This is a genomic window from Leptolyngbya sp. 7M, assembly GCF_018128485.1.
In genome coordinates this window covers 4,904,691-4,918,474 of sequence record NZ_CP070897.1, presented here as the reverse complement: position 1 = coordinate 4,918,474, position 13,784 = coordinate 4,904,691, and the positions used below count along the sequence as shown (strand labels likewise).

12 protein-coding genes and 2 pseudogenes are annotated in these 13,784 nt (G+C 52.0%); 8 read left to right on the top strand and 6 right to left on the bottom strand.

Going from position 1 to position 13,784, the window contains the following annotated elements:
* Window positions 1-108: 108 nt before the first annotated feature.
* Window positions 109-204, bottom strand: a complete 96-nt coding sequence (gene psaM, locus JVX88_RS25435) for a photosystem I reaction center subunit XII (protein WP_072009690.1) — start codon at window positions 202-204, stop codon at window positions 109-111.
* A 419-nt stretch (window positions 205-623) separates the two neighbouring features.
* On the opposite strand from psaM, the gene JVX88_RS25430 reads away from it, so the two are divergent.
* Window positions 624-1,265, top strand: coding sequence for a phosphate signaling complex PhoU family protein (locus JVX88_RS25430; protein WP_225931174.1), 642 nt, complete (start codon window positions 624-626; stop codon window positions 1,263-1,265).
* Here the strand turns inward: JVX88_RS25430 and JVX88_RS25425 are convergent.
* Window positions 1,156-1,710: a DEAD/DEAH box helicase gene (locus JVX88_RS25425; RefSeq protein ID WP_317134440.1), complete on the bottom strand. Its 555-nt coding sequence runs from the start codon at window positions 1,708-1,710 to the stop codon at window positions 1,156-1,158. The two genes, JVX88_RS25430 and JVX88_RS25425, sit on opposite strands and share 110 nt — an antisense overlap.
* Window positions 1,711-2,132: 422 nt before the next feature.
* Between JVX88_RS25425 and JVX88_RS25420 the strand changes: the two genes are divergently transcribed.
* Entirely contained in the window at window positions 2,133-2,933 is an 801-nt protein-coding gene (locus JVX88_RS25420; RefSeq protein ID WP_211621404.1) for an FkbM family methyltransferase, read from the top strand.
* A gap of 59 nt (window positions 2,934-2,992) precedes the next feature.
* Window positions 2,993-3,331: pseudogene (locus JVX88_RS25415) on the top strand (hypothetical protein); the annotation flags it as partial.
* Between the two features lie 189 nt (window positions 3,332-3,520).
* Here the strand turns inward: JVX88_RS25415 and thrS are convergent.
* Both thrS and JVX88_RS25405 read right to left on the bottom strand, forming a co-directional pair.
* Complete coding sequence (gene thrS / locus JVX88_RS25410; protein WP_263975245.1) at window positions 3,521-4,807, bottom strand: threonine--tRNA ligase; 1,287 nt, start codon at window positions 4,805-4,807, stop codon at window positions 3,521-3,523.
* A 182-nt stretch (window positions 4,808-4,989) separates the two neighbouring features.
* Window positions 4,990-5,664, bottom strand: coding sequence for a response regulator transcription factor (locus JVX88_RS25405; protein ID WP_211621400.1), 675 nt, complete (start codon window positions 5,662-5,664; stop codon window positions 4,990-4,992).
* Window positions 5,665-5,840: 176 nt separating this feature from the next.
* Between JVX88_RS25405 and JVX88_RS25400 the strand changes: the two genes are divergently transcribed.
* Both JVX88_RS25400 and JVX88_RS25395 read left to right on the top strand, forming a co-directional pair.
* The gene (locus JVX88_RS25400; protein WP_211621398.1) at window positions 5,841-6,626 is read left to right on the top strand and encodes a CHASE3 domain-containing protein; all 786 of its coding nucleotides are present in this window, start codon (window positions 5,841-5,843) and stop codon (window positions 6,624-6,626) included.
* Window positions 6,547-8,247 carry a histidine kinase gene (locus JVX88_RS25395; protein ID WP_211621396.1) on the top strand — a complete coding sequence of 567 codons (1,701 nt, stop codon included), beginning with the start codon at window positions 6,547-6,549 and terminating at the stop codon, window positions 8,245-8,247. Before JVX88_RS25400 ends, JVX88_RS25395 begins: the two co-directional genes overlap by 80 nt.
* A 91-nt stretch (window positions 8,248-8,338) precedes the next feature.
* On the opposite strand, the gene JVX88_RS25390 is transcribed toward JVX88_RS25395, so the two are convergent.
* Together JVX88_RS25390 and JVX88_RS25385 are read right to left on the bottom strand one after the other, a co-directional pair.
* Complete coding sequence (locus JVX88_RS25390; RefSeq protein WP_211621394.1) at window positions 8,339-9,058, bottom strand: aspartate/glutamate racemase family protein; 720 nt, start codon at window positions 9,056-9,058, stop codon at window positions 8,339-8,341.
* A gap of 4 nt (window positions 9,059-9,062) precedes the next feature.
* Window positions 9,063-10,118, bottom strand: a pseudogene (locus JVX88_RS25385) (TonB-dependent receptor domain-containing protein); the annotation flags it as partial.
* Between the two features lie 68 nt (window positions 10,119-10,186).
* Between JVX88_RS25385 and JVX88_RS25380 the strand changes: the two are divergent.
* The 3 genes from JVX88_RS25380 to JVX88_RS25370 all read left to right on the top strand — a co-directional run bounded on the left by JVX88_RS25380 (window position 10,187) and on the right by JVX88_RS25370 (window position 13,777).
* Complete coding sequence (locus JVX88_RS25380) at window positions 10,187-11,416, top strand: ammonium transporter (RefSeq protein ID WP_225931172.1); 1,230 nt, start codon at window positions 10,187-10,189, stop codon at window positions 11,414-11,416.
* A gap of 11 nt (window positions 11,417-11,427) precedes the next feature.
* A complete protein-coding gene (locus tag JVX88_RS25375) occupies window positions 11,428-11,832 on the top strand; it encodes a hypothetical protein (RefSeq protein ID WP_211621392.1) in 405 nt (134 codons plus the stop codon).
* 181 nt (window positions 11,833-12,013) lie between these two features.
* The gene (locus tag JVX88_RS25370) at window positions 12,014-13,777 is read left to right on the top strand and encodes an ATP-binding protein (protein WP_225931171.1); all 1,764 of its coding nucleotides are present in this window, start codon (window positions 12,014-12,016) and stop codon (window positions 13,775-13,777) included.
* Window positions 13,778-13,784 lie beyond the last annotated feature (7 nt).

Here is a 13,784-nt window from a genome sequence, read left to right as displayed (position 1 = left end):
AATATCCCGCTGGCTGTTCGTTACTGCCTCTAAAGCTTGCTTTGCAATCTAGAGCGCATTTCGTCAAACCAGCGGTAGTCGATCCCTTCGCTGATAGCTCTGATAGCTCTATTTATACAGCTCGGTGGAGAGCCGGAACGCCAACACAGCCGGGATCAGGGCAATGACTAGCGCAACATAGACTTGAGTATCTGATATAGACATGATTTAGAAAACTCCTAAGGTCATGTGATATATGGCAAGCGACCTTGCCCACTTCTGGATGAAGTAAGCATGGGCTAACGTCATTAAATGTCAGATAAATCTGGGCATTGTGGAACCCTTTGTCACATGATGTAACAAAGAACGGACGTTCTAGAACGCGGTTGGATCACAGTTTTGGATCACAGTTGTTGCTTTCTAGATTCTGTGTCACTGGGATGTAACTGCCTATTGCAACGCTGTAGACATCGAAAACTAGAATCAAGGGTTATCCTGGGAAAACGGAGATTTCAGCAATATGGTGTTGATCCTGGATGTGCAGCCTCATGATTTAACCCCTTTGCTGGAGTCAGGTTCAAAGTCTGATCCGGCTTTAGGCTTCTCGATTTTTGTTCTTCATCCTCAGTAGGGAGAGCCACTCGTTGGAAGATAAACGACCTACCCGGCTTCAGTTTGAACGGCAGCTCAGGCGTGTCCAGCGCGATGTGCTGCGCATGGGTGCTTTGGTGGAACATTCTTGCTGGTTGGCACGGAAGGCTCTTTGTGAGCGTGATTTGGAAGCTGCTTATCAAATTTCAGTGCAGGACAAGCAAATTGACCAGCTTTACCGCCAGATTGAGGTCGATTGTGTCAATCTAATGGCGTTGCAAGCTCCTGTCACCCAAGACCTGCGCCTGTTGAGCGCCTTGATGCAGCTAATTCGCGATTTAGAACGAATTGGCGACTACGCCGAAGACATCGGAGAAATTGCCGTCAAGCTGTTTCCTTACCCAGTGCAGCCCTGTATGGAACGGGTGCAAATCATGCTGGATCGCTGTCGGGCGATGCTGGCCATGGGGTTAGCGGCTCTTTCCGATCTGGATGCCGAATCGGGACTGGACATCAAGCTCAAGGACGATGCGGTTGATTCAGATTACGAGTCGCTCTACAACTTGCTGGTTCACCACACGGATATCACCGACACAATTGAACCGACAGTGCCGCTCCCAAGCGCCGATAGGCAGGCCGAAACGTGTCTCCCCACTGCACTAAGCAATGCGCTTCATCCAAAATCAACCCATTGATCGCTAAATCGGGTTGACTCAAGCGCTGCCAAACCGGCAAACTCAACAAGGTTTCTGGAGAGAGGTATAAAAGCCGCAGTTGCTGCCGTTCTAGCGACCCCAGAATTTTACGGCGCTGGTGAGTTGGCAATTCACTGTGCAGCAAGGCCACCGGCAAATGGCGCTTTTGTAATTCGTGAACCTGATTCTCCATCAACGCCACCAAGGGAGAAACCACGAGAGTCAAGCCCGTTTCTAGCAGAGCCGGCAGCTGAAAGCAAATCGACTTGCCGCCGCCAGTTGGCATCACCACTAGGGCATCCTGTTTGGCCAGTAAGGCACGGACAATTTCGCCTTGGGGAGGCCGAAACGCCGCATAGCCCCAAATTCGCTGTAGTTCAGCGCAAATTCGTTGCCACTGGTCCTGATCCATTCGTTGCCACTGGTCCTGATCCAACTGCTGCATGGTTGTATTTCAAAGTAGGGGAGTTCAAAACAACTGCCCTCAGATTTCCCATTGCCATAGAGAACTAGCACTGTGATGGACAACCTGTATGTTGTTACCAAAATTTGGAATACCTCAAACAGATAAAGCGAGAAATATCTCCATAAAGCTGAATAAAACGAAAGAAATTAAGGTTTTCCTAATAATCACCAATGACCAGCACTGTTTTATTGAAAATTCACCCAACCTCTCTAGGAAGGAAGCATCATAGCTATAGAAGGTGAGCGAGATGGGATTTGAGCCTCTCTCCCACTTTTGCGATCAGATTTTGCAATCTTATGATCTAGAGTTGCCAATTTAGCCAAATTCAATGGTTCCATCTGGTAACCCATTTCGGTTAATCGAATCCTTCGCGCTACCCCTTTATCCTTACAACGTTCCTCATGCCGTTACGATTCATCTCAGAGATTGCTCATCGGTTGGGCTACCAAATTATTAAACAGTCCTCCTCGGCTTCTGGTTTTCCTGCTATTGAACTTCCCTTCATCGACCTGCTGCACCTGATCGTGCAGGATTATCGCCAACACCAACCCGAACTTTTCGTCGTCCAAATTGGTGCCCATGATGGCTCCTCCGCTGATCCCGTCTCTCAACTGATTCGTAAGTACCACTGGCGCGGCATTCTAGTCGAACCGCAGCCTTATACCTTCAAAACACTGCAAGCCAATTATCAGGACCAGCCGCAGCTAATTTTTGAAAATGCGGTAATCAGCGACCACGATGGTACGGCAACGTTTTACACAATTCGACAGGGCATAACCGATCTACCATTTTGGCTGTCTCAGTCGGCCAGCTTGAGCAGAGATGCTGTGTGGGGTGCTCTCTACTACTGGCGCAATGTCAAGCGATTGGACGCCATTCCAGAAGACCTTGATTCCATGATTCAAGAGACTCCCCTACCAGCTCTAACCATTCAATCGCTGCTGGCCAAACACCAGGTCGCACAGGTGGATTTGCTGGTCCTCGACACAATGGGATTTGATTTTGAGATTCTCAAGATGATGCCGTTTGATCACATCAAGCCTGCAATTATTCACTTTGAGCATAGTTTTCTCAGCCCTGCCGACCAGCAAGCATGTTTTCAGTTTTTAGCGAAACAAGGCTACAGCTTGGCCAAAGTAGCAGTGGACACGATTGCCTACCTCCATGCTCCTACCCGCCATTGGTCGGTATCCAACTGGTAAAGCGGTTGCGCAATCGATTTACTAAACACTGATTCACTCAGCATTGCGGAAAGGGGGATGACCTGCTAATGGGTGGCAAGGGCATTGATACGCTCAGAGGCTTTGAGGGTGATGATATCCTTATGAGTGGAGCAGGCAGCGATATCGTCATCGGTGGTGAGGGTGAAGACCTGTTTGTCTTAGAAATCGGCAAGGGGGTTGATCAAATCCGTGGCTTCCGCCAAGGTGAAGACAAACTAGGTTTGATGGAAGGCATGAGATTTAATCGTCTGACGATCGAGCAAATCAATGGCGGTACGCGGATTAGCTTGGGCGATGATGCATTAGCCTTTTTGCGGGGCGTGAGCGTGAGCCTGCGTCAGCGCGACTTCACCACGGTTGACCCCACAATACTCTGAATCCTTCGTCTCTTCACCCATTCTGACTCACCTTCTCCATCTTCACGCTCAGGGGGCACGTTTAAGTGCCTCTTTTCTTATCGAGTGACCTTCCCCTAAAAAAATGGACATTCTCAAAGAGATGAAAATTAAGGAAGGGTAGTCCTAAACATGTAAGGATAGGAGAGATACTTTTATGTTCCTCTTAATCTAAATCTGTTGTCTATTTTCAATTGCTTTCTGCATTCTTTCCTGAAGTTCTGAAAGCTTTAACGATCCGAGTTCTCCTGATTGGCGGGTTCGGATACTCAAGGTTTGATTTTCCACTTCCCGTTTCCCGATGACTGCAACGACGGGAACTTTTTCTAGTTCTGCGGTGCGAATCTGTTTACTCAGGCGATCGCCACTCTGATCGACCTCAACCCGATAGCTTAGTTGTTTGAGTTGTAAGGCAATCGCGTCTGCATAATTGCGCTGATCATCGCTGACGGGCAACAACCGCACCTGCACTGGTGCCAACCACAGGGGAAAATCCCCCGCATAGTTTTCTACCAGAATTCCGAAAAACCGTTCTAATGATCCAAAGATAGCACGGTGAATCATAATCGGACGCTGGCGTGAACCATCGACGGCAACATATTCCATATCAAATCGTTCCGGCAAGTTGAAATCGACTTGAATCGTAGAACACTGCCACAAACGCCCGATCGCATCTTTGATCTTGATATCGATTTTGGGACCATAAAAGGCACCGCCGCCCTCGTCAGTCACATAATTCCATCCCTTTATATTTAAGGCCTGCACGAGTGCATCCGTCGCTAATTCCCAGATATTATCCGTACCCACCGATTTGCTAGGACGAGTGGAAAGGTACACCTCGTACTCGGTAAAGCCAAAATCTGACAGAATCTGCTCGGTCAAATTCAACACACCCAAAATCTCATTCGCCACCTGTTCCGGTAAACAGAAAATATGAGCATCATCCTGAGTAAAGCCGCGCACTCGCATCAACCCATGCAACACGCCCGATCGCTCATAGCGATAGACGGTGCCCAACTCTGCCCAACGAATGGGTAACTCTCGATAAGAATGCAAATGAGTCTGATAGGTCAGCACATGGAACGGACAGTTCATCGGCTTCAGTTGATACTGCTGCGCTTCAATTTCCATCTGGTCGAACATATTCTCGCGATAGAAGTCGAAGTGCCCCGATGTTTTCCATAGCTCAAGGTTGGCAATATGCGGCGTATAAAGCAGTTCATACCCTGCGTCTAAATGCGCTTTGCGCCAGTAGTCTTCAATCAATAGTCGCATCCGCGCCCCTTTCGGATGCCAGAAGACCAATCCCCCACCTGCATCCTCCTGGATACTGAAGAGATCCAAATCTTGCCCCAGTTTGCGATGATCGCGCCGTTTCGCTTCCTCTTTTTGAGTCAAATACGCCTGTAGCTGTTCAGGAGTCTCCCATGAAATCCGTAGCCTTCCAACATGTCGCACAGCAGATCCTGCACGAGCGGATTGTCCTCAACGACGAGAATGATTGACACTGAAACACTCCCTGCGAATTCCTTTATTCTCAAGGTATCGAGTCGAGGTTAGGAATTTGGGGGCGAAGTGGAAGGATTTCGGGGGGATGGGCCTGCGCATCTAGACTCAGACTCTAGACCCAGAACCTAGATTTAATCAAGCTGCTTCATGCGGTAGCCCAAACCGTGAACGGTTTCGATGAAATCATTGGGGGCACCAGCAGATCGGAGTTTTTGACGCAGTGTTCTGATATGGGTTTTAACAGCTTCCTCGGTGGGCGGATCCTCTGAAGACCAGATGCGCTCAATAATACCGGGACGACTTAACACCCGCCGACCGCTAGTAATCAGCAGTTCCAGCAGGGTAAATTCTTTCGGCGTTAGCGTCACGGGCTGATCGTCATAGGTGACTTCATAGGTGCTGGGGTTGAGACGCAAACTGCCCCATTTGAGGTTGGGTTGAATTGAGCCGCCGCGTCGCAGCAGTGCCCGCACTCGCGCCATTAGCTCTTCCAAATCGAACGGTTTGACCACATAGTCATCCGCTCCAGCATCGAGGCCGACAATTTTGTCGGCAATCGTATCGCGGGCGGTTAGCATCAGAACAGGAATTGCAGAATTACGCTCGCGCAGACGGTGACACAACTGAATCCCATTCAGCTTCGGCAGGGTGACATCCAGCAAAACCAGATCATACTCAAAGGCCCTAACCCAATCCCATGCTTCTTCACCATCTTGAGCCACATCGACTGCATACTGACGGCTGGTCAGCGCTTCCGACAGCATATCGGCAATTTGGACATCATCTTCAACGACCAAAATACGCATGGCAAATTGGGGTTCCGGATCGGGGTTGGTCAGGATAGATCTTTAATCTAATGAAATCTAATGAATTCTTTTTTGATATTGGCCTACTGATCATCAGTCTTTGATCTATTCTGCCGGTTATTTTGTCGATTTCCTGTGTACAGAGCCTATATTCTAAATCCTGATGCAGCAATCCTATGTCTACTTACGGCCCAATTGAACGTCTTAAAGCTAAACTGCCACCCAGACTATTAAGAATCTATCAGCGCTATTCTCTAGGTGGAAAGCGAGTCACCGTGGGTTATGCCGTAGCGCTGATGCTGCTCGGAGGATTGGGACTGATTTCGCACCTCAATACGAGCCAACTCAGGCAAAGTGCTCGACAGGTCAACCAAACTCAGGCGGCGGTTCAAAACCTCAACGATCTGTTGCTTGCTCTTTCCGAAGCTGACTACAGCCGCAGGGGCTACTACCTCTACAGCGATGCTACAGAACTGGAGACCTATCAAACTGCCGTAGAACCCATCAAGCCGCTGCTGGACCAACTGCACCAGTCTCTACGTCCCTTTCCCGATCAGCTAGAGCAATTGGAGCAACTCGAACCGCTCGTGGCTGAATATTTGACGCTGAGTGAACAGGCAATTGCCCAGTTTCAGCAAACTCAAGCGCCCCTCACGGCTCAAGATTCAATTATCATCCAAATCCGGCAGAAGCAGCGCCAAGTGCGGCAGCAAATTATTGCCCTCCGAACTGTGATTGAACAAACTTTACAATCTCAGGTCGAGCGCGCTCAGACAGAGTTGCAGTCGCGTCTGTTGATTGAGACCCTAGGGGCGGCCCTAACGCTGCTGATCTTTTCGGGCATCTATCTCTTGCTTTACCGACAGAAGCGGCGGCGAGAGTTTGCCGAAATGCAGCGACGCATCATGGCCCATCGAACGTCTCAATGCCGAACTGCAACAGGCACTCGATCGATTGACTGAATCTGAAAAACGCTATCGCACTCTGTTTGAATTGAGCAGTGAAGGAATTCTCCGCTGGGGATACAAACAACCTATTCCGCTGACTCTACCTGTGGATAAACAACTAGAACTATGTTATCAGTCGATTTATATTGCTGAAGCCAACGCTGCACTTGCCAGAATGTATGAGTTTGAGAAGTCGGAAGTTCTGATTGGCTTAACCCCAAATGATTTCCACGATCGTTATTCCGAAGTAACCCAAGCTGCAATGCGAGCGTATATTGAGAATGGTTATACTTGCCATCAGCTAGAAACAGTAGAATTCGATCGTCGCGGACGCAAGCGATATTTTCTCAACAGTGCGGTCAGTACGATCGAGAATGATTGTGTGACAAGTACCTGGATTAGCCAGGTTGACATTACTGAGTTGCGAGAAGCCCAACAAGCTCTCCTACAAGCCGAACAGGATCGCGTGGCAGAACTGGCGAAAACGAATCAGGCGTTGAAAAACTCGCTCGATCGCCTCGCTGCTGATCCTGACCTTAATGCTTTTTTGGGTCATGTTTTGCTCGAAATTTCCCAACAGCTTCAGATTGATTTAGGCTACCTCTTCTTCTACGATCCAAATGATCAAACCTTAACGTTACAGATGCGTGTCACTCCAGAGGCAGCTCAGTTGAATCACGAACTTGAAGAGATTGATCCATTTTTAAACCCAGTTCCGATTAAAAATTTACCGATCTGGGGTACTCTACTTCAAACTCGAAAACCATTTTTGATTACTCGTGACAATGCAGCACAGTATGTATTTCGTGGAACTCTAGAATGGCAAGTGCAACAGCAAGACCATCAAGCAGGCATTAATTTACTGCTGACGCTGAGAGATGAGCCGATCGGATTACTGGCATTAGCTTCTACAAAACGTAGCTTCACTCCAGAGGAATTGGAGCTCGCCCAAGCTCTTGCTCAGCAGGCAACGTTAGCAATTCAACTGACGCGATTAGCCGAAGCCGCCAAAGCTGAAGCGCAGCAAGCCACGCTGCTCACAGAACGCAACCGGATTGCCCAAGAACTTCACGATACTCTGGCGCAAACCTTCACCGGAGTGATTATGCAACTCGAAGCCGCCCAGGAAACAATCGCCACAGCGCCCGCCTCTGTGCAAAAACGTCTCGCCCATGCAGGCTTGCTGGCGCGACAGGGATTGCAAGAGGCTCGCCGATCGGTCTGGTCACTGCGTCCGGAAGCCCTGGAAGCCAGTAACCTCCAGACTGCTCTGCTCAGACTGGTAGGACAAATGACCGATCACACCGCGATCGCCACTGAAATCATCGTCGATGGCACCCCAATTGCTCTGCCCCACGAAATCGAATCGCATCTGCTGCGGATTGGACAGGAATCGCTGACCAACGCCCTCAAATACGCCCAAGCCCAACAGATTCAACTGCACCTGCAATTTACGCCAGCCTTCGTTCAACTTAAAATCAGAGATGATGGACAGGGGTTTGACCCCCAGCAGCCCAGACAGGGTTTTGGCATCACCTGTATGCAGCAGCGCACTCAGCAAATTGGCGGCGAATTCACCCTCACTAGCCAGACTGGGCAAGGCACCACCATTCAGGTCACAATCCCGATCGTTTAGCCAAAGGAGGGCAGCATGAACCAAGTTGCATCAATCCGAATTTTGGTGGCAGAAGACCATACCCTGGTACGCGATGGCATCGTTGGCATTCTCAGCCACCAAGCCGATATGACGGTCGTGGCAGAAGCCGGAGGTCAAGGCCGATCAGCAGCTCCAGCTGCTTGAAGGCGACCTGCCCGGGGTTGATCACCGGCACCGGCAGTTCGCCCGCGAGATAGGCCGCGGACTGGTGCATGGTGGTGGAGCCGAGCACGATCGTATCCGCGCCATCCTCCTCGATCGCGCGGGTGGCCTCGGCCTTCAGCTTGGCGAAGATCACCTCTTCCTTGCCCGCCAGCAGTTCGGTCACATCCGGCCGCGTGTCGATCGAGCGCAGCGAGGCGACGCGGCTCCACCAGCCGTATTCGGTCAGGGTCTTCTCGTAGAGCGGGAACCACTGCGGCCACATGGTCAGCACTGTGAACTTCTTCCCCAGCATCATCGCCGTCGCGAACGCCGCCTCGCCCGGGCCGACCACCGGGATCGACAGGCGCGAACGCAAGGCGCGCAGCCCGCTGTCGGAAACGGTGTCGATCAGGACTCCGGAATAGCCCTCCTCCTCTGCCGAAATGCCTGCCTGGAACACGGTCCAGTCCATCAGCAGCATGTCGTGGCAGCTGTCGCCCAGCGCCGCGCCCCACGGCACCGCCGCGAACTCCGGGGCGAAGCCGGGGGCGACAAACCCCGCGGGGAGCTGGGCCGCGCGCGCTGCCACGCCCGCCTCGTCCATCGGGATGGGCACGATGACCTTGATGCGCTTGTTCCCGCTCATGGCGTCAGAACTTGTAACCCAGCTCGACCCCGACCAGCCGCCGCGCGCCGGGCGAGATGAACGATCCGCCGAACTCGATCGCGGGGATGGCCTCGGCGATGTATTTTTCGTTGAGGACGTTATCGGCGAAGACGTGGGCAGAGAAATTCCCGGTCTCGATCCCCGCGCGTACATTGAGCACGCCGAAGGTATCGCGCCGCGCGATCGAATAGTCCGCATCCCCGACGAAGGCGGGCAGGCCCAGCGCCGAGATCGGCAGCAATGCGGAAAAGATCGTCGGGCGGGTCTGGTCCTGCACCGAGTGGAACCAGGTCGGGCCGGTGATCCGATAATCCATGCGGAACAGCAGGTCGATCGTCTCGGTCAGCGGCGCCTGGATCTCGCTGCCGAGGTTGACCGTCCAGTCGGCGGTATAGGGAGACTTGTTGCCGACGGTGTAGGGGCGCGAGGCGTTCTCCTTTATCTCGCTGTCGGTCACGTTGAACGCGCCGTAGAGCGTCCACCCGTCGACCACGCGGCCGGTGAGGTTCAACTCGGCGCCTTTCACCTCGACCTCGTCGATGTTCGAGACCACGCGCAGCAGGCCGAAGCCGCCGACGAAGAATTCGAAGAACTGCATGTCGTCGATCTTGGTGTAGTAACCCGCGAGGTCGAAGGTCACGCGGTTGTCGAACAACGAACCCTTCACACCGACCTCGAAGGCCGAGCTTTTCTCCTTGCGGTACCGGTCGGTGATCAGCACGTCGGCGTCGATCGTGCCGGGCGTGACGCCATCGTTGAACGAGGCGTCGATGATCGCCTGCGAGCCCTGGTTGTTGAATCCGCCCGATTTGAAGCCGATGCCCCAGTTGGCATAGATGTTGAGGTCGGGCGTCGGCTTGTAGCTGAGGCTGACCTTGGGCTGGAGCTGCTTGAAGGTCGCATCCTGCGGCACCAGCGCGCCGAACGCCTGGCCCGGGTTGATCGGCCCGCCGGTGAAGGGATCGTCGACGTCGGGCACCAGCGATTCGGTCGTCCGGTCCTCGATGTCGTAACGCAGTGCCACGCCCGCGGTGAACTGCGGGCTGACCTGATACTCGAACGATCCGAACGCGGCATAAACGTTGGTGTCGAACTGGTCTTGCTAGCGTGGGGTTAGCCTTTTTCCTCTTCGGCTGGTGGGTCTACAATGCCTTCCCGCTATTTCCCCTCACAGGCGGCATTCTAGGACCCTGGACCAATCCTGAAGTGAATGAAACCGTCAAGGCGGCCATGCCCTATGTAGAGGCGTCCTACCCATGGTCACCAGCGCTTGGCCCCAACACGGCTGATCACTTAACGGGTGTGTTTTGGTTTGCCTTTGCCCTATTCGCCATGACAACGGCTTCCATTCTTTCCGGGGCCTTGATCGAGCGGGTCAAGATCGGCGCTTACCTGATCATGTCGATTGTGCTAGGTGGCTTCACTTGGGTGGTTGCTGCCGCTTGGGGATGGAGTGCATTTGGTTGGCTGTTTACACAGTTTGGTTATCACGATTTTGGCTGCGCGGCTGTGGTGCATGGCGTATCGGGATTTTTTACACTAGGAGTGCTGCTCAATCTGGGTCCCCGCATCGGTAAGTTTGACGAAAACGGCAAGCCGAGGCCAATCCTACCCCATAATCTACCTTTGACAATGGTAGGGCTAATGCTGATTTTTGTTGGCTTCTATGCGTTCTTGGCCGCCTGCATGATCTTTCTACCCGGCTATGAGAAAGAGACAACTATTTACGGTACTCCCATGACTCTCGCTTCGATTGGAGTAACGACTACGTTGGCGTTAGCGTCTGGATTAGTTGCTGCCTACATTTCCTCAAAGGCCGATCCGTTCTTCACCATTTCTGGTGGTCTAGCGGGAATCATTTCTGCGGGCGGTGGCATGGATATTTACCATCCGGCTCTCGCGATTGTGATCGCCTTTATTGGCGCCTATCTCATGCCCAAAGTTGCTCTAATGATCGAGCGAATCGGGATTGATGATGCGGTGGGGGCTGTCGGGGTGCACGGATTCTGTGGGTTGTTTGGCTGTGTGGTGGTTGGAATTGCGGCGGCTGGGTTCCCTCAGGGGGAGAGCGTTCCCTCGATCAATCTGTTTGGTCAAATTCTGGGAGCGTTGATCTGCGTTGTGCTGCTGGGATTCATTCCAGGCTATGGCACGAGCTGGGTGTTGAAAAAGCTAAACCTACTGCGAGTGTCGCGTCAGGAAGAAATTGAAGGATTAGATATTGCCGATTTAGGGGTGGAAGGCTATCCCGAATATGCCACGATGACGTTCGTAACACAGACCAGGCCAGCAACCGCGACTACACCAATAAGTTCGACTGAACTAGCAACTGAATAGGGAGACAGGATATGACCAGCCCGTTTAAAACCTTCCAAGAATTTAGCGAAGCAGAAGGCCCAATCTACACCTTTGCTAGTAATTCGGCTATGATTGGGTTCTTAATTATCTTGACTGCACTGATCTTGCTGTACTTCATTTACATGGCCTATGCGATGAAGCAAGATTCAGCGGCAAAAAGCCCAGCAGCATTAGGGGCGATTATTCTGGCCGGTGCCCTTTCCCTAGCTGGCTTGTCCCATTCTCAGTCCCCAAAGCAAACGCCCGAGACCGCTCAACGACAACCCACATCGGAGCTATCACTGAGACCTTTGGCCTTACTCGGCATGATTGGCGTTGGAGCTAAAGCATTCAAATCGCGCCATCGTTCTGCAAAACGTTCATCTCGGTTTTCTAGTCGCTATCGTTCTAGGTAAATCTCCTTGACAGCTAAACGTCCATTTGGGAAAGCAATTGCTTTCCCTTTTTTATTGGTATTTTTATTGGTATTTTTATTGGTAATGTCTCCGTAGTTCCAGATACATTTTTCTGCTTTAGCTCGAGTTATTATAACAAGTCAGAACACGGCAGCGGCAGCGGGTTGAGTTGTTTGCCGAGGTGACGCTGAAAATTCGCCAATCCTTGCAGCTCAAGGAGATTTTGCGAGCCACCGTCACCGAAGTGCAGCGGATTTTGCAGGCCGATCGGGTGCTGATCTATCAGGTGCTGCCCGATGGTACTGGCAAACCGATCAGCGAAGCCGTGTTACATGCCTATCCAGAGATTCTGGGGATGGAGTTTCCAGAAGAGGTGTTTCCCAAAGAATATCAGCAGCTCTATGCCCAAGGTCGGGTGCGGGCGATTGCAGATGTGCGGGATCCGGCGGCGGGATTGGCGGAATGTTTGGTGGAGTTTATCGAGCAGTTTGATATCAGGGCCAAGCTAATTGTGCCGATTCTGCAAAACTTGAACTCGCCCCAGATCAATGCATCAATTCCCGAGAACCAACTATGGGGTCTGTTGATTGCCCATCAGTGCAGCCAGCCCCGCCGCTGGGATGACTTTGAGCTAGAGCTGATGCAGCAATTGGCTGATCAGATCAGTATTGCTTTAGCGCAAGCCCAGTTGCTTGGCCACCTCGAAGAACTAGTAGAAATGCGCACGGCAGAACTGCGAGAAGCAAATCACAGCCTTCAGCAGGAGATCAACGACCGGATGCAGGCAGAATCTGCTTTACGGCAAAGTGAGGAACAGCTCCGTTTGATTACCAATGCTCTGCCGGTGTTGATTGCCTATGTGGATGACCAGCAGCGGTACCGCTTTAATAATCAAGCCTATGCTGATTGGTTGGGCCAACCGCCAAGTCAGATCTGCGGCTGCCATCTGCAAACTGTCTGGGGCGAAGACTGCTACCAACGCATGTCTCCCTATGTAGAAGAGGCGCTTTCCGGTCGAGCCGTGATTTACGAAACGGAAATCAAAATCAAAACGGGAGCAATCCGTTCGGTTAATGTCACCTACATTCCCCATCTGGACGAGCAGCAAACGGTGAAGGGGTTCTTTGCACTCACGAGCGATATTAGCGAGCGCAAGGCAATTGAACGCATGAAAGATGAATTTATTTCAGTCGTCAGCCATGAGCTGCGAACGCCGCTCACCTCGCTGCATAGCGCCCTGAAGATTTTAACCACGGGCCGCTTGGGTACCCTTTCCACCGACGGGCAGCAGATGCTGGAAATTGCCGATGAGAATACTGACCGATTGGTGCGCTTGGTGAACAACGTGCTGGACTTGCAGCGGATCGAGTCGGGCGAAGTCCGGATGGAAAAACAGTCCTGTAATGCGGCAGATTTGATGATCCAGGCAATCGAATCGATGCAGCCGATGGCCCAACAGCATGAGGTAATTCTGTCTAACCATCCGGTAGATATCCTGATCTGGGCCGACTCTGACTATATTGTGCAGGCGCTAACCAATCTGCTCAGCAATGCCATCAAGTTTTCGGCACCGGGTGACACGGTTTGGTTGTCGGTCGAGTATATCGATTTAGCCCAATCTGCTAAATCATCAGGTGCTCGGTCGGTGACTCCTGCTGCGCGGCGGAAGGGGCGCAAGTCGGCCAAATCCCAACCCACTCCCGCCGAAGTTCTGTTTCAAGTACGCGATCAGGGACAGGGAATTCCGGCTGATAAACTCGAAAGTATCTTTGAGCGATTTCAGCAGGTGGATTCGTCGGACTCGCGGCGCAAGGGCGGCACCGGGCTGGGACTAACCATCTGCCGCAAAATTATCGAACAACATGATGGCAGAATTTGGGCAGAAAGCAAACTCGGTGAGGGCAGTACTTTCTTTTTCACCGTGCCGGCGTTGCAGCAGCATTGAGTGGATG